The sequence below is a fragment of the Ottowia sp. genome, assembly GCF_016703145.1.
Taxonomy (GTDB): domain Bacteria; phylum Pseudomonadota; class Gammaproteobacteria; order Burkholderiales; family Burkholderiaceae_C; genus Ottowia.
In genome coordinates this window covers 1,080,002-1,101,774 of record NZ_JADJCO010000005.1, presented here as the reverse complement: position 1 = coordinate 1,101,774, position 21,773 = coordinate 1,080,002, and the positions used below count along the sequence as shown (strand labels likewise).

At 66.8% G+C, this 21,773-nt stretch carries 19 protein-coding genes, 2 tRNA genes and 3 pseudogenes; 15 read left to right on the top strand and 9 right to left on the bottom strand.

Going from position 1 to position 21,773, the window contains the following annotated elements; all coding sequences use genetic code 11:
- Positions 1-52: 52 nt before the first annotated feature.
- Both IPG65_RS18225 and IPG65_RS18220 read right to left on the bottom strand, forming a co-directional pair.
- Positions 53-1,304 (bottom strand): annotated as a pseudogene (locus tag IPG65_RS18225) (IS256 family transposase).
- Between the two features lie 68 nt (positions 1,305-1,372).
- Positions 1,373-1,855 carry a YhcG family protein gene (locus tag IPG65_RS18220; RefSeq protein WP_293192548.1) on the bottom strand — a complete coding sequence of 161 codons (483 nt, stop codon included), beginning with the start codon at positions 1,853-1,855 and terminating at the stop codon, positions 1,373-1,375.
- A 39-nt stretch (positions 1,856-1,894) separates the two neighbouring features.
- Between IPG65_RS18220 and IPG65_RS18215 the strand changes: the two genes are divergently transcribed.
- A complete protein-coding gene (locus IPG65_RS18215; RefSeq protein WP_293192546.1) occupies positions 1,895-2,473 on the top strand; it encodes a hypothetical protein in 579 nt (192 codons plus the stop codon).
- On the top strand, positions 2,470-2,802 hold the full coding sequence (locus tag IPG65_RS19445) for a DUF1016 N-terminal domain-containing protein (protein ID WP_293193662.1): 333 nt from the start codon (positions 2,470-2,472) through the stop codon (positions 2,800-2,802). Before IPG65_RS18215 ends, IPG65_RS19445 begins: the two co-directional genes overlap by 4 nt.
- On the opposite strand, the gene IPG65_RS19440 is transcribed toward IPG65_RS19445, so the two are convergent.
- Positions 2,726-3,355 (bottom strand): hypothetical protein, encoded by a 630-nt coding sequence (locus IPG65_RS19440; RefSeq protein ID WP_366819516.1) that lies wholly within the window; start codon positions 3,353-3,355, stop codon positions 2,726-2,728. The two genes, IPG65_RS19445 and IPG65_RS19440, sit on opposite strands and share 77 nt — an antisense overlap.
- A gap of 698 nt (positions 3,356-4,053) precedes the next feature.
- Here IPG65_RS19440 and IPG65_RS18205 point away from each other — a divergent pair.
- Entirely contained in the window at positions 4,054-4,941 is an 888-nt protein-coding gene (locus tag IPG65_RS18205) for an alpha/beta hydrolase (protein ID WP_293192544.1), read from the top strand.
- Between the two features lie 86 nt (positions 4,942-5,027).
- Here the strand turns inward: IPG65_RS18205 and IPG65_RS18200 are convergent, their stop codons facing one another.
- From IPG65_RS18200 to earP, 4 genes are all read right to left on the bottom strand, one after another.
- Positions 5,028-6,005 carry a GMP reductase gene (locus IPG65_RS18200; RefSeq protein WP_293192542.1) on the bottom strand — a complete coding sequence of 326 codons (978 nt, stop codon included), beginning with the start codon at positions 6,003-6,005 and terminating at the stop codon, positions 5,028-5,030.
- Between the two features lie 138 nt (positions 6,006-6,143).
- The gene (locus IPG65_RS18195; protein WP_293192540.1) at positions 6,144-7,010 is read right to left on the bottom strand and encodes a TIGR00730 family Rossman fold protein; all 867 of its coding nucleotides are present in this window, start codon (positions 7,008-7,010) and stop codon (positions 6,144-6,146) included.
- Between the two features lie 102 nt (positions 7,011-7,112).
- Positions 7,113-7,667: an elongation factor P gene (gene efp, locus IPG65_RS18190; RefSeq protein WP_293192537.1), complete on the bottom strand. Its 555-nt coding sequence runs from the start codon at positions 7,665-7,667 to the stop codon at positions 7,113-7,115.
- A gap of 142 nt (positions 7,668-7,809) precedes the next feature.
- Entirely contained in the window at positions 7,810-8,916 is a 1,107-nt protein-coding gene (gene earP, locus IPG65_RS18185; RefSeq protein WP_293193066.1) for an elongation factor P maturation arginine rhamnosyltransferase EarP, read from the bottom strand.
- A 46-nt stretch (positions 8,917-8,962) separates the two neighbouring features.
- Between earP and uvrC the strand changes: the two genes are divergently transcribed.
- The 7 genes and pseudogenes from uvrC (at position 8,963) to IPG65_RS18150 (ending at position 14,788) form a co-directional block, all read left to right on the top strand.
- Positions 8,963-10,933: an excinuclease ABC subunit UvrC gene (uvrC, locus tag IPG65_RS18180; protein WP_293192534.1), complete on the top strand. Its 1,971-nt coding sequence runs from the start codon at positions 8,963-8,965 to the stop codon at positions 10,931-10,933.
- Positions 10,934-11,074: 141 nt separating this feature from the next.
- Entirely contained in the window at positions 11,075-11,641 is a 567-nt protein-coding gene (gene pgsA, locus IPG65_RS18175) for a CDP-diacylglycerol--glycerol-3-phosphate 3-phosphatidyltransferase (RefSeq protein WP_293192531.1), read from the top strand.
- Positions 11,638-11,792: pseudogene (locus IPG65_RS18170) on the top strand (EamA/RhaT family transporter); the annotation flags it as partial. The gene pgsA and the pseudogene IPG65_RS18170, both read left to right, overlap by 4 nt.
- Positions 11,793-12,181: 389 nt before the next feature.
- A complete protein-coding gene (locus IPG65_RS18165; protein WP_124862790.1) occupies positions 12,182-12,454 on the top strand; it encodes an HU family DNA-binding protein in 273 nt (90 codons plus the stop codon).
- A 17-nt stretch (positions 12,455-12,471) separates the two neighbouring features.
- Positions 12,472-12,547 (top strand) — tRNA-Val (locus tag IPG65_RS18160).
- A gap of 69 nt (positions 12,548-12,616) precedes the next feature.
- Complete coding sequence (locus IPG65_RS18155) at positions 12,617-14,557, top strand: SurA N-terminal domain-containing protein (RefSeq protein WP_293192521.1); 1,941 nt, start codon at positions 12,617-12,619, stop codon at positions 14,555-14,557.
- 154 nt (positions 14,558-14,711) lie between these two features.
- Positions 14,712-14,788: transfer RNA gene (locus IPG65_RS18150), tRNA-Arg, on the top strand.
- 135 nt (positions 14,789-14,923) lie between these two features.
- Here IPG65_RS18150 and IPG65_RS18145 read toward each other — a convergent pair.
- A complete protein-coding gene (locus tag IPG65_RS18145; protein ID WP_293192519.1) occupies positions 14,924-15,652 on the bottom strand; it encodes a GntR family transcriptional regulator in 729 nt (242 codons plus the stop codon).
- A gap of 50 nt (positions 15,653-15,702) precedes the next feature.
- Between IPG65_RS18145 and IPG65_RS18140 the strand changes: the two are divergent.
- From IPG65_RS18140 to IPG65_RS18120, 5 genes and pseudogenes are all read left to right on the top strand, one after another.
- A pseudogene (locus IPG65_RS18140) lies at positions 15,703-16,451 on the top strand (enoyl-CoA hydratase/isomerase family protein).
- 62 nt (positions 16,452-16,513) lie between these two features.
- Entirely contained in the window at positions 16,514-17,479 is a 966-nt protein-coding gene (locus IPG65_RS18135; protein WP_293192517.1) for a tripartite tricarboxylate transporter substrate binding protein, read from the top strand.
- Positions 17,476-18,666 carry a CoA transferase gene (locus IPG65_RS18130; protein ID WP_293192515.1) on the top strand — a complete coding sequence of 397 codons (1,191 nt, stop codon included), beginning with the start codon at positions 17,476-17,478 and terminating at the stop codon, positions 18,664-18,666. Before IPG65_RS18135 ends, IPG65_RS18130 begins: the two co-directional genes overlap by 4 nt.
- Positions 18,667-18,773: 107 nt before the next feature.
- Positions 18,774-20,333: a malonyl-CoA synthase gene (locus IPG65_RS18125; RefSeq protein WP_293192513.1), complete on the top strand. Its 1,560-nt coding sequence runs from the start codon at positions 18,774-18,776 to the stop codon at positions 20,331-20,333.
- 113 nt (positions 20,334-20,446) lie between these two features.
- Positions 20,447-21,049, top strand: a complete 603-nt coding sequence (locus tag IPG65_RS18120; RefSeq protein ID WP_293192511.1) for a LapA family protein — start codon at positions 20,447-20,449, stop codon at positions 21,047-21,049.
- Between the two features lie 100 nt (positions 21,050-21,149).
- Here the strand turns inward: IPG65_RS18120 and IPG65_RS18115 are convergent, their stop codons facing one another.
- Positions 21,150-21,593, bottom strand: coding sequence for a universal stress protein (locus IPG65_RS18115; RefSeq protein ID WP_293192509.1), 444 nt, complete (start codon positions 21,591-21,593; stop codon positions 21,150-21,152).
- Positions 21,594-21,773 lie beyond the last annotated feature (180 nt).

Genomic DNA, 21,773 nt, shown 5'->3' with positions numbered 1-21,773 from the left:
AGGCCCCTGCCAGGCCGCCGGAGGCGCCCCGGTTGAGCCATGTATTCATGGTTCAACCTCCTTGCTTGCTGGCGCCATGGGTCGGCTGCGTGAAGCGATCTTCGTGGAGTATCGCGAACTGGTTCATCGCCTCCTTCCAATCCTTGGCTGCCCGTCCCCAGTCGGCCGTTATGTTGCGCAGCGCCAGCCAGATCAGCTTGGAGGCCGCATCGTCACTGGGGAAGTGTCCCCGTGTCTTGATGATCTTGCGCAGTCGCGCGTTGATGCTCTCGATGGCGTTGGTCGTGTAGATCACCCGGCGGATGGACGGTGGAAATGCAAAGAACGGAATCACCCGGTCCCACGCCCGACGCCAGGCCGCCACCACGGTGGGGAACTTGACGCCCCACGGGCCTTGAGCGAAGGCGTCGAGTTCGGCCTCGGCCGCCTCTGCGCTGGCGGCCGTGTAGATCGGCCTGATGGCCGCCGCCAGCAGCTTGCGATCCTTCCAACTGGCGTAGTCCAGGGAGTTGCGAATCAGGTGCACGATGCACGTCTGCAGCGTGGTGGCCGGGTACACCGCCGCCAGCGCTTCGGGCATGCCCTTCAAGCCGTCGGTGACGGCAATGAGGATGTCATTGACGCCGCGGGTCTTCAAGTCGTTGAACACCTTCATCCAGAACTTGGCGCCTTCGGTGCCCTCGATCCACAAGCCCAGGATGTCGCGCGTGCCATCGGGCAGCACGCCCAGGGCCAGGTAGATGGCCTTGTTGCGCACCACCGCGTCTTCCTTGATCTTCACGCGCAAGGCGTCGAAGAAGACCACCGGGTACCTCGGCTCCAGCGGGCGCGCCTGCCAGGCGGTGACCTCGGCCATGACGGCGTCGGTGACCGAACTGATGAACTCGGGCGACACCTCCACGCCGTAGCTCTCCAGCAGGAAGCCCTGGATCTCGCGCATGGTCAGGCCGCGCGCGTACATGGCCACGATCTTGTCGTCGAAGCCGGTGAAGCGGCGTTCGTGCTTGGGGATGAGCACCGGCTCGAAGGAGCCGGCGCGGTCGCGCGGGACTTCGATGCGCAGCGGCCCATCGTCGGTCAGCACGGTCTTGGCGCTGCGGCCGTTGCGCTGGTTGGCAGTGCCGGCCTCCGGGCTTGCTCGCGCCATTCGGGTAGCCCAAATGGTGCGACATCTCGGCACCCAGGGCGCGCTCGATCAACGCCTTCTTGAATGCCACCGTCGCCGCGTTCACGGCATCGCCGGTCATGGGCCCCGAGACGAACTGGTCAATCAGCTCCTTCGGGATCGACGGCAGCGCCGCCATCTTGGCGGCGATCGCCGCGTTCTTCATCTTCGTCTTGCTCGTCGGCATACATGTTCCTGGTCGTCATGCTATGCCTCGAACACAAAATTCAGGACAGGCTCGTCATCGCGCCCGATGATCAGCCTTTTCTGTCGGGCCACGAAGCAAAAGCCGTCGCCCATCTCCAGCAGAAAGCGCTCGATGTCAGCCAGGATGGCGGACTCCATGTCGCGTTCGCTGTAGGCGCCTTGCAGGCCCAGAAAATCCAGCAGGTAGGGGTCTCGGAATACCAACTCTGCACTGACCGTATCGCCTGCGCGCAGCTTGGCAATCTCCATCTCCACCACCGCTTCGGGCTTTCTGGAAATGGCGGTGCGCTCGTAGAGCATGCCGCCGATCTTCTTCTCCAGCGTGCGTGTGCTCCAGCGTTCGACGCGGCACATCTCGGCATAAAACTCGCGCTGCAAAGGCCGATCCAGATAGATCAACTGACGGAAATGCGTCCACGACAACACTGCACTCAGTGCGAAGACAATCTTTTCGTCGGGAAACGCGTCGGCGAAGCGCTTCATGTGCCATAGATTTCGATCCGTGAAGCCGATGCCACACCGATGTGGGACATCCTGAGCAAGGAGATCACCGGCATTCAGTTGTTGTGGGAAGCCGTTGAATGTTTGTATTTCAAAGCGCAGGGGCAAGGGCTGGCTGTGCTGGCGCGGGACATGCCTCTGTTCCACCGCTTGACGCAAACCGCGCTCATGGAATCGTTGTTGATGCGCATGTCGCGGCTGATGGACCCTGCCGCGACTGGGCAGGGTCGTCGGGCGATGGATAACTTGAGTTTGAAGCGCTTGGCTGAGGTTCGAGTTGATACGGATTCGGACGTGCATGGCGTGCATGCCATTTGGGAGGCATCGGGTCTGAAGCGCATTCGGGACAAGTACCTGAGCCACAACGACTTGGCGCGGTCACTGAACGAGCCGCATACGCTGAACATTCCACTGGACGAAGCAGACGTTGCCGCCATGCGTGAACTGGCAAGCGGGCTGCGTGAATTCCGGCGCAGGGTTCATGGCAGATTGCACGCTGGCGTGGCGTATCTAGACGCGCCCTTGAGCCTGCAAGTTCAACGCGAAATCGATGTGCTCGACCGTGCCCTGCAAGGCGATTTTTTAGGGAGCCAGCCATGACCGTTCCCGCCAAGACCGACACCGCGCTGCTGGGCGAATTGCGCCAGTTGATCGAGCAGGCGCGCCAGCATGTGGCGCAGATGGCCAACAGCACGTTGACGATGCTGTATTGGCGCATGGGTCAGCGGATTGGCGTGAAACTGCTCAAGGAAGAGCGTGCGCCCTACGGCCAGGAAATTGTCTCCGCAGCGAGTAGAGAATTGACGCAGGCTTACGGCAAGGGCTTGCTGTGCAGAGGAAGTCATGGGTACCTCACATCTCCCATTGCGCCTGCGACCCCACCACCCCCGCCTCGCCCGCCGCCTGCTCAACGGCGCTCCAGGCCGTGACCAGTTCGTTGTACGCCCGCGCTTCCTCGGCCCAGCCCTTGCGCTCGCACAGGGTGTACAGGCGGTAGGCCAGGGCGCGGGTGGTGTCGGCCTGGTTGGGCATGCGGGCCAGCAGGGCGCCGGCGGCCGATTCGCCCTGCTGGTTCAGCGCGCGAATCAACTGGTGCAGCGCCTCCCACACCGGCACCAATTCGAGATCAATGTGGCTCGTCAGGCTGGTGCCTTCGGTCGGCACCGCGCCTTTCCACGGGGCTGGCTCGGCATCGCCATACCCTTGAGACAGCCAGACGAGCACGCGCCCGGCCGAAAAGTCGAACAGAGGTCGGAACCACGGAGCACGGACGTAGACCTTGCCCTTGGGGTCGTACTCCATGTTGCGCGGGGCCAATTCCTTGTACTGCGCGATGTCCCGCGTTGCGGCTGCTGCCTGGATATCGAAGCGCGTGATCAAGTCTTGTCGGCGGATTTCGCCCACGAAGCGCAGGCGTAGCTCAACGAACGCGAGCCGATCGCGTTGCGCTTGGGTCATTCCTGAGAGTCGGTCGATGGGCATGACGGTGAGGGAGTTTTCTTATCTTTTAGAAGAGCACGATAGAATTAAAAAATTCCGTACTATAGTAGTATTATAATTATTTTATATCATCAAAATGATGATAATAATGTGAAGCGTTACCAGAAGCGCGGCGGTTTGATTCCGATCTGGAACGATGGTCGCCGATCGCTCGCCTCGCCAGGAGCGGGCGGCGAAATGAGAATTCCGACAAGGACTTGACGAACACGAAGCGCACGGATGCCGTGGCGTGCCCAATCCACGCCATCGCCGCGTCGATGTGTGGGGCGTCGAGCGACCGCATCTGTTGCTGAGAATGCAAACGCCCGATGCAGTGTGCCGGGCGTCTATCGCTGGGTGGCCCCGGCAATTTCTAACCGTTCTGGTGTCAACTCATTTCAGGATGGGCCAGTCTCGGCCGACTTGGCGGGATATCCAGGTTCGTGCGCCGAGGCGCAGGCCCAAGAGCCGGCGAACCAGTGGCTGCGAGGAGTGGTGTTCGGCTGCTTGGCGCGGCCGGCGCCTGAACCGGCGACCATGCCGCGCCGAATTTGCTCTTTGAAAGATAGCTTATCGCACAGATGGAGGGCAGGCTTCGGGCACTTCAGGCACTGAATTGCCGCAGCCCGGCACGACCCGCAACCACGGCTCCGGGGCGGTGTCTGGCGGGGGCCCGCCGTTTGAGACAATCTCGTCCCACCATGGACCGTCCCGACCCATCCCTGCGCCACCTCCCGCCCCGCGAGCTGCCCGACACGCAGTGGCTGGAGCGCATGTACAACAACCGCATGCGCGTGCCGGACCACGGCGCGTACTTCGCGCGCTGGGCGGCCGAATCGGCGCTGGCGCGGCGCTCTCTGCCGTGCACGCTGGACGTGGCCTACGGCGACGGCCCGCAGGAGCGGCTGGACGCCTTCGCCGCGCCGCGCGCCGGCGCGCCGGTGGTGGTGTTCGTGCACGGCGGGTACTGGAAGGCGCTGGACAAGTCGCAGCACAGCTTCATCGCCGCCGCGCTGCACGACATGGGGGCGGCTGCGGTGGTGCCCAACTATGCGTTCTGCCCGCGGCTCAGCATCCCGCAGATCACGTTGCAGGTGGCGCGCGCCGTGGCCTGGGCGTGGCGCCACGCCGCCAGCCTGAAGGGCAGCGCGCGCCGCATCACGGTGATCGGCCACTCGGCCGGCGGCCACGCGGCGGCGATGATGCTGGCCTGCGCCTGGGACGCGTTCGACCCGGCGCTGCCCCCGCGCATGGTGCGCGCGGCCATGGGCGTGTCGGGCCTGTACGACCTGGAGCCGCTGATGCACACGCCCAGCCTGCAGGAGGTGCTGCGCCTCACGCCCCGCCAGGTGCACGAGGCCAGCCCGGCGCGGCTGCCGGCGCCCAGGCATGGGCGCCTGGTCGGCGTGGCGGGGGCGCAGGAGAGCGGCGAGTACCTGCGCCAGAACCGCCTGATTCAGCGCGCCTGGGGCCGCGAGCGCGTGCCGGTGGCGGCGGCGCTGCCGGGGCTGAACCACTTCAGCATCGTCGATGCGCTGGCGCGGCCCGGCCACCGGCTGAACCGGATGGTGCAAGAGTTGCTGCGCTGACCGCCGCCAGGTCGGTAACTATTGAACTGATAGCTGCTGGCGCAATACCAGCGCCGGATATAGGCCGAAATGGCTTGAGATCCGTCTCACATCAGCAGATGTTCGCCGGCGTTGTCGCCGCCCAGGATGACGTAGTTGACCTTGCGGATGTCCAGCAGCGCCCGGCCGCCGGCGTAGCTGATGGAGCTTTGCACGTCCTGCTCCATCTCGACCAGCGTGTCGGCCAGCCTGCCCTTGATCTGCTCCAGGATGCGCTTGCCCTCGACGTGGCGGTACTCGCCCTTGTTGAAGTCGCTGGCCGAGCCGTAGTACTCCTTGAACAGCTCGCCATCGACCTCCACCGTGCGGCCGGGCGATTCCTCGTGGCCGGCGAAGAGCGAGCCGATCATGACCATCGTGGCGCCGAAGCGGATGCTCTTGGCGATGTCGCCGTGGCTGCGGATGCCGCCGTCGGCGATGATGGGCTTGGTCGCCACGCGCGCGCACCACTTCAGTGCGCTCAACTGCCAGCCGCCGGTGCCGAAGCCCGTCTTCAGCCGCGTGATGCACACCTTGCCCGGCCCCACGCCCACCTTGGTGGCGTCGGCGCCCCAGTTCTCCAGGTCGATCACCGCCTCGGGCGTGGCCACGTTGCCGGCGATGACGAAGGACCGCGGCAGCCGGGCCTTGAGGTGCGCGATCATGTCCCGCACCGAGTCGGCGTGGCCGTGCGCGATGTCGATGGTGATGTACTCGGGCACCAGGGCTTCGGCGGCCAGCCGGTCCACCGTGGCGTAGTCGGGCGCCTTGACGCCCAGCGAGATCGACGCGTAGAGGCCGCGCGCCTTCATGTCGCGCACGAAGGCGACGTTGTCCAGGTCGAACCGGTGCATGACGTAGAAGTAGCCGTGCTCGGCCAGCCAGACGCACACGCGCTCGTCCACCACGGTCTTCATGTTGGAGGGCACCGCCGGCAGCTTGAAGCGCCGCCCGCCGAAGTCGATGCCCGCGTCGCATTCGCCGCGGCTGTCCACCCGGCACTTGCGCGGCAGCAGCAGGACCTGGTCGTAGTCGAAGATTTCCATGATGATCCAAGCTCCATTCGGATTGAGGGAAGGGCGCTTGGCCTGGCCGCCGGCTCTGTGCCCGCCCTGTAAAGCGGGCACAAAAAACCGGGCCAGAAAATCCTGGGCCCGGTGCCTGATTCTAGCCGCGTCGCCCGGTCACAGGCCGTAGAACTGGCGGATGGCGTCCCACGCCGCCTCGGGCGTGTCGACGATCTGGTAAAGCGCCAGGTCCTCGGGGGCGATGGCGCCTTCCTCGACCAGGAGCTCCAGGTTCAGCAAGCGGTTCCAGTAGTCGTGGCCGAACAGCACGATGGGCACGGGCTTGGCCTTGCGCGTCTGCACCAGGGTGAGCACCTCGAACAGCTCGTCCAGCGTGCCGAAGCCGCCGGGGAAGGCCACCAGCGCCTTGGCGCGCATCATGAAATGCATCTTGCGCAGCGCGAAGTAGTGGAACTTGAAAGCCAGGTGCGGCGATACGTAGGGATTGGTCGCCTGCTCGTGCGGCAGGGCGATGTTCAGGCCGACCGAGGGCACGCCGACGTCGTCGGCGCCGCGGTTGGCGGCCTCCATCACGCCAGGGCCGCCGCCGGTGCAGATGAACAGCTTTTCCGCCTGCGGCTGGCGCAGGCTGTAGCTGGCGACGAGGCGGGCGAACGCGCGCGCCTGGTCGTAGTAGCGCGAGGTGCGCAGGGCGCGCTCGGCCAGCGCCAGGGCCTGCGCGTCGCCGGCCGCGCGCGCGATGGCCAGCTGCTGCTCGGCCACCTCGGGGGCGACGAAGCGCGCGCCGCCGTAGAAGACCACCGTGTGGTGGATGCCGGCCGCCGCCAGGCCCAGGTCGGGCTTGAGCAGCTCGAGCTGGAAGCGGATGCCGCGCGTCTCGCGCCGCAGCAGGAACTCGGGGTCGGCGAAGGCCAGCCTGTAGGCATCGGGCTCCAGCGGCTCGCCGCGGTCGGCATGGGCCTGCAGCGCGGCCCAGGCGTCGCTGAGCGGCGTGGACTCCCTGATGTCTTCGGTGGTTTCCATGATTGCTATTCTATTGGAAGCGACTGGCGCAACATCCACGCGGGCTAGAAGGCGAAAAGGCTCCGAAACCGGAGCCTTGGGCGAGTCGGGCGGCGCGTGGCCTCAGACGCGCTTGCGGTATTCGCCGGTGCGCGTGTCGATCTCGATCTTGTCGTCCTGCGCGACGAACAGCGGCACCGCCACCTCGAAGCCGGTGGCGATCTTGGCCGGCTTGAGCACCTTGCCCGAGGTGTCGCCCTTGACGGCCGGTTCGGTCCAGGTGATGCCGCGCACCACGGTGGTGGGCAGCTCGACGGAGATGGCCTTGCCGTCGTAGAACACCACTTCGACGGCCATGCCGTCTTCGAGGTAGTTCAGGGCGTCGCCCATGTTCTCGGCCTCGACCTCGTACTGGTTGTACTCGGCGTCCATGAACACGTACATGGGGTCGGCGAAGTAGGAGTAGGTGCATTCCTTGTGGTCGAGGATGACCTGGTCCATCTTGTCGTCGGCCTTGAAGACGACCTCGGTGCCCATGTTGTTGAGCAGGGCCTTGAGCTTCATGCGCACGGTGGCGGCGCCGCGGCCGCCGCGGGCGTATTCGGTCTTCAGGACGATCATCGGATCCTTGCCGTGCATGATGACGTTGCCGGCGCGGATTTCCTGAGCGATTTTCATGGGTAGAGATTCCAGTGGAAGGTGGAGCGTGGGCCGCTCGTGCACTGGCTCTAGGCGTTCTGTGCGCGCTGCGGCGACGTGCGCCGGGGCCGGCAGGCTGGCTGTTCGCGGCCGCCGGCGGGTTTTTGCAAAGCCTTGAATTCTAACGTTTTTCGCGGACAAAGCCGGCCAGTTGGGTGAGCAGGTCGTTCTGCGCCAGCAGGCGGCGCCGCGCGCCCTGGGCGCAGTCCGCCCACGCTGGCTCGTCGGGCATGGGCAGCGGGGCGGCGCCGATGCCGCTCCAGGCGCGGTGGAAGGCGCCCAGGCCGGGCGGCGCCGCCAACCAGTCCAGGAAGGCGTCCAGCTTGGCGTGGTGCGCGCCGTCGTGCTGCGGGTAGGGCTGCCAGACGAAGGGCCGGCCGGCCCACAGGGCGCGTACCAGCGAGTCCTCGCCGCGCACGAAGTTGAGGTCGCAGGCCCACAGCAGCTCGTCGTAGGCGGTCTGCGGCAGGTGCGGCAGGTATGAAATCGATAGCTGTTCGCGCAGTACCAGTGCGGGTTGGTGGCCATTTTGATTTTGAAGAGCGGCGCGCACGGCCTGCGCTGCGCGGCCGGCGGTGACGAGCAGCCGCGTGGGCCGCGGCGCGGCCCGCAGTTGCGCCAGCAGCGCGGGCAGGGCCGGCGGCTCATAGCAGAACAGCGACACCAGCCGCTCGCCGCGCCAGTCGATGCCCTGGGCTGCCAGCCACGCGGCGCGGTCGAAAGCGGCCTGCCGCGTGGGCAGGTCGTGTTCGCGCGGCAACCCGCCGGTGCCCGGCGTGAAGCCGGGATAGAAGAACCACTTGGTCCAGCCCGCCGCCGGCCCGCGCGGCACGGGCGAGGGCAGGCGGTGCATGCGCTCGACCCAGGGCTCGGCGCTGAGGTACTCGAGGTTGATCCACACGGGCGGCGGCGCGATGACGGCCTGGGAGCCGTGGGCGACGAATTCCGGCGGCGGCTCGCAACCGAAGGCCTCGACCCACACGTCGGCGCGGGGCAGGGCGGCAAGAACCGCGGGATCGAGGGGCTGCGTCCAGGGCAGCACCCGCACGCCGGGCACGGCGCCCCGCAGTGCGCCGGGCGCCATCCAGGGCAGGGCGCGGGCGTCGTCCACCCACAGGCGCACCTGGTGGCCGCGCGCGGCCAGCTCGCGCGACAGGCGCCAGCACACACCCAGGTCGCCGTGGTTGTCCACGACGCGGCAGAACACGTCCCAGGTGAGCGACGGCATGACCATCGGGCGATTGTTGCCCAGGCGCGCCCGTAAACTGCCGCGCATGAGCGAACCCGACGTGCCCGCCCCCGCCGATTCGTCGACCGCCGGCCACGCGCCCGAGCTGCTGGCGCAGGTGGCCGCGCTGCCCGGCCTGCCGGGCGTGTACCGCTACTACGACGCGGCCGGGCAGGTGCTGTACGTGGGCAAGGCGCGGCACCTGAAGAAGCGCGTGTCCAGCTACTTCGGCCGCGACCACGGCGGCACGCGCATCGGCCACATGGTGGGCCGGATCGCGCGGCTGGAGACGACGGTGGTGCGTTCCGAGGCCGAGGCGTTGATCCTGGAAAACAACCTGATCAAGCAGCTCGCGCCCCGCTACAACATCCTCTTTCGCGACGACAAGAGCTACCCCTATCTGAAGATCACCGGCACCGGCCAGGCGCCGCGCGACCCGGGCGAGGGCTTTCCGCCCGCCGGCGCCTACGCGCGCATGGCCTACTACCGCGGCGCCACCGACAAGCGGCACCGCTACTTCGGGCCGTACCCCGGCGCGTGGGCGGTGAAGGAAACCATCCAGCTGCTGCAGAAGGTGTTCCGCCTGCGCACCTGCGAGGACACGGTGTTCGCTCACCGCATGCGGCCCTGCCTGCTGTACCAGATCAAGCGCTGTTCCGGCCCGTGCGTGCGCCACATCGGCGTCGACGACTACGCGGCCGACGTGGCGCACGCCGAGCAATTCTTGCGCGGCGAGACGCAGGAGCTGCTGCAGGTGCTGGAGCGCCGCATGATGGCGCACGCCGAGGCGCTGGAGTTCGAGCAGGCGGCCGCCATCCGCAACCAGATGCAGTCGCTTTCGCGCGTGCTGCACCAGCAGGCGGTGGAGGTGGGGTCGGAGGCCGACGTGGACATCCTCGCCGTCAAGGTGCAGGGCGGGCGCGCCTGCGTCAACCTGGCCATGGTGCGCGGCGGGCGCCACCTGGGCGACCGGGCGTACTTCCCCACGCACGTGGAGGACGCGCACGCGCTGGCGGCCGAGCGCGGCGACGCCGAGCTGCCCACGGTGGAGGCGCAGGTGCTGGACGCCTTCATCGCCCAGCACTACCTGGGCGTGCCCGCGCCGGCGCAGCTCATCAGCAGCGAGCCGGTCAGCGCCGCGCTGCTGAAGGCGCTGGGCGAGCAGACCGGCGCGCGCATCCAGGCCACGCACGCGCCGCGCGGCCAGCGCCGCGCGTGGCTGGAGATGGCCGAGCAGAACGCCGCCCTGCAACTGGCCCGCCTGCTGGCCGAGGAGGGCTCGCAGCAGGCGCGCACGCGCGCCCTGGCCGAAGCGCTGGACCTGCCCGCCGACAACCTGGATGAGCTGCGCATCGAATGCTTCGACATCAGCCACACCGCCGGCGAGGCCACGCAGGCCAGTTGCGTCGTCTTCCAGGGCCACCGCATGCAGGGCGGCGAGTACCGGCGCTATGGCATCGAGGGCATCACCCCCGGCGACGACTACGCCGCCATGCGCCAGGTGCTGCGGCGCCGCTACGGCAAGATCGCCGAGGCGCTGGGCGAGCAGGGCAACGCCGCCACCGTGCGCATGCCCGACCTGGTGCTGGTCGACGGCGGCAAGGGGCAGGTGGCGGTGGCGCGCGAGGTGTTCGCCGAGCTGGCGCTGGACGTGTCGCTGATCGTCGGCGTCGAGAAGGGCGAGGGCCGCAAGGTCGGCCTGGAGGAGCTGGTGTTCGCCGACGGGCGCGAGAAGGTCTGGCTGGGCAGGGATTCGGCCGCCCTGATGCTGGTGGCGCAGATCCGCGACGAGGCGCACCGCTTCGCCATCACCGGCATGCGCGCGCAGCGCGACCGGGTGCGCGTGGGCGGCAGCCGCATCGAGGAGATTCCCGGCGTCGGCCCCAAGAAGCGCGCGCGCCTGCTGCAGCGCTTCGGCGGCGTGCGCGGCGTGGAGGCGGCCAGCGTACACGACCTGGCCACGGTGGAGGGCATTTCGCGCGCGCTGGCCGAGGACATCTACCGCGCGCTGCATTGAATCCGCCCTGCGGCGTGGTTTCAAGCAAAATCGGCCTCCAGCCAGCACGGATACTGGGCCAACAGCTATGTATTAAGTAGCAAGTGGTCTTGCGCCGGGCGCGGCCCGCCGCGCGCCGGCGGCGTGACACAATCGCCCACCATGTTCTTCACCGTGCCGACCCTGCTGACCTGGACACGCATCGTCGCGATCCCGCTCATCATCGGCGTGTTCTACCTGCCGCTGGCGCCCGAAACGCGCAACTTGGTGGCCACGGTGATGTTCATCGTCTTCGCCTGGACCGACTGGCTCGACGGCTTCCTGGCGCGCAAGCTCAACCAGACCTCGTCCTTCGGCGCCTTCCTCGACCCGGTGGCCGACAAGTTCCTGGTCTGCGCCTCGCTGCTGGTGCTGGTGCACCTGCAGCGCACGGACGTGTTCGTGGCGCTGATCATCATCGGGCGCGAGATCGCCATCTCGGCCTTGCGCGAGTGGATGGCCCGCATCGGCGCCAGCCGCAGCGTGGCGGTGCACATGCTCGGCAAGCTCAAGACCACGGTGCAGATGGTGGCCATCCCCTTCCTGCTGTACGACGGGCACCTGTTCGGCCTGGTGGATACGCGCGCCTGGGGCCAGTGGCTGATCTGGCTGGCGGCGGTGCTGACCGTGTGGTCGATGGTGTACTACCTGCAGAAGGCGCTGCCCGAGATTCGCGCGCGCGTTCGATGAGCGGCGATCCCGGCGTCGGCACTTCCGCCTTGGTCCGCTGGATGCCGGCGGTGTTCGTCCTCATCTGGGCCACCGGCTTCATCGTCGCGCGCTACGGCATGCCGTACGCGCCGCCGTTCACCTTTTTCTGATTCGCTACGCGTTCTCGATCGCATGGGTGCTGTTCGATGAGCCCATCACGCCGACGACCCTCGCCGGCATGGCCCTGACGGCCCTGGTCGTGCGGCCCCCCGCGGGCCAGACGTCCTGACGAAGCTGCTCCATATCTCACGACAGCGCTCGACTTTGTGAATTGTTGTTGCGTCATCGCACCAGCAGGGCGCGGCGCGGCGGGCCGGCGGGCTATTGCGTCTAGAATGCATCGCTCGCTGGCCGGGCTTTTGCCGAGTGGCGGATGGGCACCAGGCGGTGCCACGCTGCTTTGGCTGACGGCCTAGGCGCAGGTCTGGCGAACAACGGGGATGGGCGAAACCATCAGTCCAGCCAACCCGATGTCGCTTTCTCCAGATTCCTGAAATATCCTGAAAGAGGGGCACCTTCGTGAACAAAACCGAGCTGATCGAACACATTGCCAAGAACGCCGACATTTCCAAGGCTGCCGCCACGCGCGCCCTGGAAGCGACCATTGGCGCCGTCAAGACCACCCTGCGCAAGGGCGGTACCGTGTCGCTGGTGGGCTTCGGTACCTTCGCGGTCGGCAAGCGGGCGGCACGCTCGGGCCGCAATCCACGCACCGGCGCAACGATTAAAATCAAGGCCGCCAAAGTACCCAAGTTCCGTCCCGGCAAGGCGCTGAAGGACGCGCTGAACTGATACAAGCCGTTCAGGTGGGGTGCTTAGCTCAGTTGGTAGAGCGGCGCCCTTACAAGGCGTAGGTCGGGGGTTCGAACCCCTCAGCACCCACCAGTTGACGCAAAGGCGAACCCCGGTTCGCCTTTTTCATTTCCACCCGTTCCCCTACGAAGAGTCCCAGGCATGTTCGACATTGTCCGCAAGCACACCAAGATCCTGATGGTGGTGCTGTTTCTGCTGGTCATCCCCTCGTTCATGCTTCTCGGCATCGAGGGCTACAGCCAGTTCAACGAAGGGGCCAGCAAGGTGGCGCGCGTGAACGGCAAGCCCATCACGCAGACCGAATGGGACAACGCCCATCGCATGGAAATCGATCGCCTGCGCGCCACCAATCCCGCGCTCGACCTGGGTCTGCTCGACTCGCCAAGGATGAAGTACGCCACGCTGGAGCGCCTGCTGCGTGACCACGTGTTGGCCGCCGCGGCCGCCGATGCCCACCTGATGGCGAGCGACGCACGCCTGGCCGGCGATCTGCAGCGCGACCCCAACATCGCCGCGCTGCGCGGGGCCGACGGCCGGCTCGACATGGACCGCTACCGCCAGTTGCTGGCCACGCAGGGCCTGACCCCCGAAGGCTTCGAGGCGCGCGTGCGCGCCGACCTGACGCAGCGGCAGGTGCTGGGCGGCGTGGTCGACTCCGCCATCGTCAGCCAGGCGCAGGTCGATGCGGCGATGGGCGCTTTCCTTGAGCGGCGCGAGGCGCGGGTCGTGCGCTTCGCGCCCAAGGACTACACCGCCAAACTGAACCCCAGCGATGCCGACCTGGAGGCCTACTACAAGGCGCACCAGGCGCAGTACCAGGCGCCCGAATCCGCCCGCATCGAGTACCTCGTGCTCGACCTTGACAGCGTCAAGAAGGGCGTGAACGTGAGCGAGCAGGAGCTGCGCAGTTATTACGACCAGAACGCCGCGACCCTGGGCGCGCCGGAAGAGCGCCGCGCCAGCCACATCCTGATTCCCGCGCCCAAGGACGTGCCCGCCGCCGAGCGCGAGAAGGCCAAGGCCGCGGCCGCCGAACTGCTGGCCCAGGTGCGCGCCGCGCCGGCCAGCTTCGCCGACGTGGCCCGCAAGTCTTCCCAGGATGACATCAGCGCGCCCAGCGGTGGCGACCTGGGGTTCTTCCAGCGCAGCAAGGGCGCTGATCCCATCATCGCGCAGGCGGCGTTTGGCCTGGGCAAGGCGGGCGACATCAGCGAACTGGTCGAAAGCGAATTCGGCTATCACATCATCCGGTTGACCGAAGTCAAACCGGCCACCGTCCCGCCGTTCGAAAAGCTGCGCCCGCAGCTCGAGGACCAGTTCCGCGCCCAGCAGGCGCAAAAGCAGTTCAGCGAGCTGGCCGAGAGCTTCACCAACGGGGTGTACGAGCAGTCCGACAGCTTGAAGTCCGTGGCCGACAGGCTCAAGCTCCCCATCCAGACGGCCGACTACGTCACGCGCACGCCGGCACCCGGCACGACCGGTGCGCTGGCCCATCCGAAGTTCATCAGCGCGCTGTTCAACGCAGATGCGCTGAACAACAAGCGCAACACCGAAGCCATCGAGATCGGCCCCAACCAGCTCGCATCCGGCCGCGTGACGCAGCACACCCCGGCGCACGCGCGCCCGTTGGCCGAGGTGAAGGACGAGGTGCGCCAGGCTTTCGTCAACGAACGCGGCGCCGAGATGGCGCGCCAGGAAGGCCAGGCGCGCCTGAAGGCCTGGGTGGCCCAGCCGGCCAGCGCCACCAGCCTGCCCGCCCCCGTGACCTTGTCGCGCGACGCGCCGCAGGATCAGCCCGCGTCGCTGGTCGAGGCCGTGCTGCGCGCCGACCCGGCCAAGCTGCCTGCGTTCGTCGGTGTCGATTTGGGCGCGGACGGCTACGCCGTGGCACGCGTGGACAAGGTGCTGCCGCCCGCCGAGCAGACCACCGAGCAGGCCGCGCAAGTCCGGGCGCGCTACGAAGAACTCTGGGGCATCGCCGAGGCGCGCAGCTACTACGATCTGCTGAAGGCACGCTACAAGGCCGAAATCCTGGTGCCGATGCCGGCGACCGGAACGGCCAACGCCGCAGCGGCCCGATAGGCGTTTCTAAGGTTGGTTCATTGAACCATCCGTCATCCTCTCGCGCCTGAGGTCGGTCACTTCCAGCCGACAACGTTACCTCGACACGGTGAGCCCACCAACATGAAGGCGCTATGAATTTACGATTTTCTCGTGGTATACTTTATGGCTTCGCGCGGCTGTAGCTCAGTTGGATAGAGTACTTGGCTACGAACCAAGGGGTCGTGGGTTCGAATCCTGCCAGCCGCGCCATCCATTCAAGCCTTGCAACTCCATGAGTTGCAAGGCTTTTTATTTGCCCTGGATGGGCGAAAACCGCCGTCAGGAGCGGGCAAGGAGCTGGTTCCGGCGCTCTGCCACCCAGGACGGGGCCGGTCCACGGGATCGTCAAGCCAGCCGCATGTCTGATGCCCGCTGGCGGCGCCTTGGCTTGGGTTCGGCTGCGGGCGCTGAAGCGCTGAGCACCACGTCGGTGAACGCCTGGCCGCCCGCCAGGATATGGGCACGCATCGCCTCGGCAGCGGTCTCGGGCTGGCCGGCGCATATGGCGCTGATCACCGCCACGTGCTCGGCATGCGAGCGGGCCAGGCGTCCGGGCTTTTCGAACAGCTGGCCTCGGTAGGGGGCGATTCGCAGCCGCGCCAAACGGGTCTGCTCGACCATGAAGTCATTGCCACTCGTTTGATATATCAATTCATGCAGCACGGCATTCGCCTGTGCGTAGCCCAGCCGATCGTCCTGTCGCGCGCAGTCGGCGGTTTGCGCCAGTGCGTCCGACATGCGCGCCCTGGCGTCGTCGGTGCATCTGCTGGCGGCCAGGCGTGCCAGCACGCCCTCGAGTTCGGACAGGCCCTCCATCATGGCGACCAGTTCGCGCACGCCGAGTCGGCGCACATAGATGCCGGTGCGCGGCACGATATCCACCAATCCCTTGGCGGCCAGGAGCAGCAAGGCCTCGCGCACGGGCGTGCGCGAGGTGCCGAAGCGAGCGCATAACGCCTGTTCGTCGATGGCCATGCCGGGAGTCAACTGGCCATTGATCAGTGCGGTTTCGAGTTCCCGCCGTATTTCATCCTGCCGGCTCCATGGGGAGCGGGTTAACCCTGATTGTTGCAATCGAGTATTCCTTTGAGAATTAGATATATCTAATACAGTCTCTGATACTAATGTTGCCTCACCTCGACCTTCAAGAGCACTCCGCCACCATTACGCTTCAGCGCCCTGGTGCCGCCAACAAGCTGACGCCGGAGGATTTGCCGGTCCTGATCCAGCACTTGGAAGAGGTGAATCGCCATGACGACATTCGCGTGTTGATCCTGCGCAGCGAGGGCAAGTATTTTTGCAGCGGTTATGATATATCAGAAGTCCAAGGCAGCCAGACCAAGGGCAGCAGCTTTGGGGAAATGGTGGACGCCTTTGAGCAGTGCAGGCGGTTTCGATCGCCGTGATTCAAGGCGGCGTCTACGGCGGAGCGACCGATCTGGCGTTGGCCTGCGACTTTCGCGTGGGTAGCACCAGCGCCGAGATGTTCATGCCGGCGGCCCGCCTTGGCCTGCACTTCTACCAGGGCGGAATGGAGCGCTACGTCACGCGCCTGGGCCTGGACACGGCCAAGCGGCTGTTCCTGACCTGCGAGCGTCTCCGTGCCGAAGAGATGTGGCGTTGTGGTTTCCTGACCCATCTGGCGGAGCCGGCCGAACTGGAGCGCACCGCGGGCGCCCTGGTGGACACCTTGAAAGCCATGGCGCCGCTGCCGCTCTTCGGCATGAAGAAGCACCTCAACCTCATCGCACGCGGCCAGCACGATGCCGACGCCATCGCCGCGGAAGTGCACCGCACGGTGCAGTCCGAAGACCTGCTGGAGGGCGGCGCCGCCTGGCGCGAGAAGCGCGCGCCGCGTTTCAAGGGGCGCTGAAGCCCTCGTGGTCCGTGCGGTGTGCCGGGCCTCATTTCACGACAATCGACGAAGGAGACAGGATGTTCAAACGAAAGGCTCTGCCTTGGCTGCTGGCCTGCGCCAGCGCGGCCGCCCTGGCCGATACCTACCCGCAACGCCCGATCACCCTGGTGGTGGGCTTTCCTCCGGGTGGCGGCGCCGATGCCGTGGCGCGCATCGTGACCGACAAGATGGGCAAGGTGCTGGGCCAGCCGATCGTGGTGGACAACAAACCCGGTGCGGGCACGACGCTGGCCTCGGAAGCCGTGGCGCGCGCGCCGGCCGATGGCTATACGCTGCTGCTGGGCAGCGCCAACATCTATGGTTCAGACCAGCTCTTGTACAAGAGCGCCCGGTACGACGGCGTCAAGAACTTCACGCCCATCACGCGCTGGTCGTCGGCGCCGATGCTGCTGGCGGTGAAGAAGGATTTCCCTGCGCAGGACGTGCGCGCGGTGGTGCAGGAGGCCCGCAAGGCGCCCGAGAAGCTGAGCTATTCGTCTTCGGGTGCCGGCGTGGTCACGCACCTCGCAGCGCTTTCGTTTTCCCAGGCCGTCAATGCCAAGCTGATGCACGTGCCGTTCAAGGGTGGCGCGCCGTCGATCCAGGCCGTGGCGGCGGGCGACGTGGACATGACCTTCGGCACGCCGCCCTCGGTGCTGCCGATGGCGCAGGCGGGCAAGCTGCGGGTGCTCGCGGTGACCACCGCGCAGCGATCGCCCCTGTTTCCTGATGTGCCCGGCATGCGGGAGTCGGGCGTGGACAACTTCGACTTCACCTTCTGGTTCGGTCTGTTCGGGCCCGCCGGCCTGCCGCCGGAGGTGAGCAAACGCCTGTACCAGGCCAGCGTCGAGGCGCTGAAGGATCCCGATGTGCGCGCCCGCCTTGAAAAGCAGGGCAACCAGGCCCTGCCTTCGGCATCAATGGAGGAATTCCGTGCCTGGGCGCTGCAGGAAGGCAAGCGTTCCAAGGAGTTGACAAGCAGTTCCGGGGCGAACCTGCAATGAGCGCGGCCAGCGATTCCGCCGCCCAGCCGCTGCCGCTGGCGGGCATCACCGTCGTTGATCTCACGCGCGTGCTGGCCGGGCCGATCTGCACGCAGACGCTGGCCGATCTGGGTGCGCGCGTGATCAAGGTCGAGCAGCCCGGCGTCGGCGACGACTCGCGCAGCATCGGTCCGTTCGTGGACGGCCAGTCGGCCTACTTCATGTCGGTGAACCGCAACAAGGAGTCGATCGCGCTCGATTTGAAGGCGCCGGCCGACCGCGACGTGTTCGAGCGCTTGCTCGAACGCGCCGACGTGCTGGTCGAGAACTATCGCCCCGGCACCATGGAGAAGCTCGGCTACGGCTGGGATGCACTGCGGCAGAAGTACCCGCGCCTGATCATGACCTCGATCTCGGGCTTCGGACAGACGGGGCCGTACCGGGGTTTCCCGGCCTACGACATGGTGGTGCAGGCCATGAGCGGCATGATGAGCGTGACGGGCCATCCCGGCGCCGGCCCGTGCCGCGTGGGCGTGTCGATCGGCGATCTGGGCGCGGGCCTGTACGCCGTCATCGGCACGCAGGCGGCGCTGCTGTGCCGGGCCGGCACCGGTGCGGGCGAGCGGGTGGACGTGTCCATGCTCGACTGCCAGGTGGCACTGCTGGAAAACGCCATCGCCCGTTTCGGCGCCATGGGCAGCGTGCCGGGGCCGATCGGCTCTCGCCACCCCTCGATGGCGCCGTTCGACGTCTATGCCGCCGCGGATGGGTGGTTCGTGGTGGCGGTGGGCAGCGACGCCGGCTTCCAGCACCTGTGCGAACTGCTGGAGCTGCCTGCCCTGCCGCGGGACGAGCGCTTTCGGAGCAATGCCCAGCGCGTGGAGAACGAGGCGGAGTTGAAGCGCTGCCTGGAAGAGCGCCTTCGCACGCAACCGCGCCAGCACTGGATGAAGCTGCTGAGCAGCCAGGGCATTCCGACGGGGGAATTCCACTCGGTGGCCGAGATCGTGGAGCATCCCCAGATTCAGGCCCGCGGCATGGTCGCGCAGGTGCATTCGCCCCAGGGCGCGCCGCTGCGGGTGGCCGGCAATCCGCTGGCCTGCGGCAGCACCGCGCCGCTGGTGCGGCGCCAGCCCCCCGCACTGGATGCCGACCGCCATGCCATCCTGGCCGAACTGGGCCGCAGCGTGGCGCCTAGTGCCGCCTGACGCAGCGCCTCTCCCATCGGCCGGATGGCTGCGCATTTTGATTACGATTGCTCTTGCACGCGCCGTCCTGCCGCGCTTTTCATTGCTTTTCCGTATCGAGCCCGACCATGCCCAACCAGAACCTGTTCGTGGCGCTGCGCGCCGCTTTCCCCTCCGATCTCGACAGCACGGCCATCGAAACCGACGACGGCCTGGTCTATTCCTGGGGCGACATCGACCGCGCCACGGCCATGATGGCCAACCTCCTGCAATCGCTCGACATCCCGCGCGACGGCGCTGTGCCGCCGCGCGTGGCGGTGCAGGTCGAGAAGTCGGTCGAGGCCGTGATCCTGTACCTGGCCACGCTGCGCGCCGGGTTCGTCTTCCTGCCGCTCAACACCGCCTACCAGAGCGCCGAGATCGAGTATTTCGTGGGCAATGCCGCGCCGGCGGTGGTGGTGTGCAGCGGCAAGAACTTCAACTGGGTGAGCCAGATCGCCTTCCAGGCCGGCACGCGGCACGTGTTCACCCTTGATGACGACCGCAGCGGCAGCCTGCTGGAGCGCGCGGCGCATTGCAGTGACCAGCAGGTGCCGGCCGAGCGGAAGGCCGGCAACTTGGCCGCCATCCTCTACACCAGCGGCACCACCGGCCGCAGCAAGGGCGCGATGCTGACGCACGGCAACCTGCTGTCGAACGCGATGATGCTCAAGGATTACTGGGGGTGGGAACCTGGCGACGTGCTGATCCACGCGCTGCCCATCTTCCACGTGCACGGGCTGTTCGTGGCCATCCACGGCGCGCTGCTCAACGGCAGTAAGATGCTGTGGCACGGCAAGTTCGACCCCAAGCGGGTCATCGCCGACTTGCCGCGCGCCACGGTGTTCATGGGCGTGCCCACGCTGTACGTGCGCATGCTGGCCGAGCCGGCGCTCACCCAGGCCCAGGCCGCGCGCATGCGCCTGTTCATCAGCGGCTCGGCGCCGCTGCTGATCGAGACCTTCAACGACTGGCAGTCACGCACCGGCCACACCATCCTGGAGCGTTACGGCATGAGCGAGACCATCATGCTCACGTCCAACCCGTACCGCGCCGACGCGCGCTACGGCAACCAGAGCGAGCGGCGCGGCGGCACGGTGGGCTTTCCGGTGCCTGGCGTCAGCCTGCGGGTGCGGGGCGACGACGGCCAGGACGTGCCCGCGGGCGAGATCGGCGGCATCCAGGTCCAGGGGCCAAACGTGTTCGCCGGCTACTGGCAGATGCCGGAAAAGACGGCCGAGGAATTCACCGTGGACGGCTTCTTCAAGACCGGCGACGTGGGCAAGCAGGACGAGCGCGGCTACGTCACGATCGTCGGGCGCAGCAAGGACCTGATCATCAGTGGCGGCTACAACGTCTATCCGGCCGAGATCGAAGGCTACCTGAACGACATGCCCGGCGTGGCCGAGAGCGCCATCATCGGCGTGCCGCACCCCGATTTCGGCGAAGTGGGGGTGGCGGTGGTCATCGCCAAGCCGGGCGCGGCGCTGGGGGCCGATCAGCTCATCGCCGACCTCAAGGCCAAGCTGGCCAACTTCAAGATCCCCAAGCGCTGCTTCATCGAAACCGAACTGCCGCGCAACACGATGGGCAAGGTGCAGAAGAATCTGCTGCGCGAACGCTTCAAGGACTTGTTCACCGGGGCGTGAACAGGCGGCCCTCGCTGACAGGGCCGCTCGCGGCGCGAGGCTACACTCGCAGGCGTGACTGGCTGGCTCGCGTGCCGGCTGGAGTCTGACAAGGAAACCGAAGGAGTCTGCCCATGTCCTTGCGATCGCTGTTTCTGCTGCTGGTTTGCGCCGCCATCGTCGTTTTCGTCGGCGTCAATTGGACGGAGATGAACCGGCCCACCGATCTGTCGCTGATTTTCACCGAGGTGCGCGCGCCGCTCGGCCTGGTTCTGCTGGGGTTGATGGCGCTGCTGGCGGTGATGTTCGTGCTCCTGATCGCCTTCACGCAGGGCACGGTGCTGGTGGAAACGCGCCGCCATGCCAAGGAGCTGGCGGCCCAGCGCGAGTTGGCCGACAAGGCCGAGGCCTCGCGCTTCACGGACCTGCGCGCGCACCTGGACAAGGAAGTCGCCCGCCTGTCGGAAGTCGTCAACAACCAGTCGCGCGAGACGCTGTCGCGCATCGACCGCGCCGAGATGGGGTTGCGCGAGCGCCCGATCGATTCCGAGATCGGCCGCCTCGTGCAGACGGTGGAGAACCACAACCGCGATTTGCACTCGCGCGTGGACCGGCTGGAGATGGGTTTGCGCGAAGGGCTGGCCGGCTACATTCCCGCGCCAGCCAGTGTGCGGCCCGCGGTGGCGCACAATCCCCGGCCCGCCGAGGACCCGGTCGGCAGCGCCGTGCCGCGCTGAGGGGGCGAACCAGGGGCGGGTTTAAGGTCAAATCGGCCTGAAGTCCGCACCCTTATTGCGTTAGAAGCTATCAAATTGATAGTTTCCGGCGGCTGGCGGGTCAGCGCAGCACCAGCACCGGGGTTTCCGAGTGCGTCAGCACCTGTTGCGTCTCGCTGCCCAGCAGCAGGCGCTTGACGCCCTTGCGGCCGTGCGACGCCATCACGATCAGGTCGGCCCCGTGTTTCTTGGCCGCTTCGATGAGCGCGTCGGACACCAGGTCCGACTTGACCACGAGGGCCGTGACCTTGACCCCCTTGGCCGCGCCAGCGCTCTTGACCGCCTCGACCACGCTCTGGCCGTCCTCGGCCCAGTGTTTTTCGACGCGGCTCACCTCATCGGCGGACAGCGGCGCGGAGCCCTCGAAGTAGCTGCGCGGATAGTGCGGCACCACCTTGATGGCGATCAGCTCGGCGCCGCACGTGGCGGCCAGGTTGATCGCGTTGTCCACGGCCTTGCGTGACAGGTCGGAGCCGTCGGTGGCCACGAGGATGCGTTGGTACATGGTGGATCTCCTTGGGAGTTGTCGTTGACTTGAGCACCCGCGCCGCACGCGGCGGTGAGAGTGAACGATACCTTACCTTATCCCCCACAAAGCTGCTTACCCTTGACCTGGATCAAATCCGGGGTCCCCCAGGCGTGTGAAGTGCGCGTAAAGTGCCCGACCTATGCAAGGCGTGGGCAT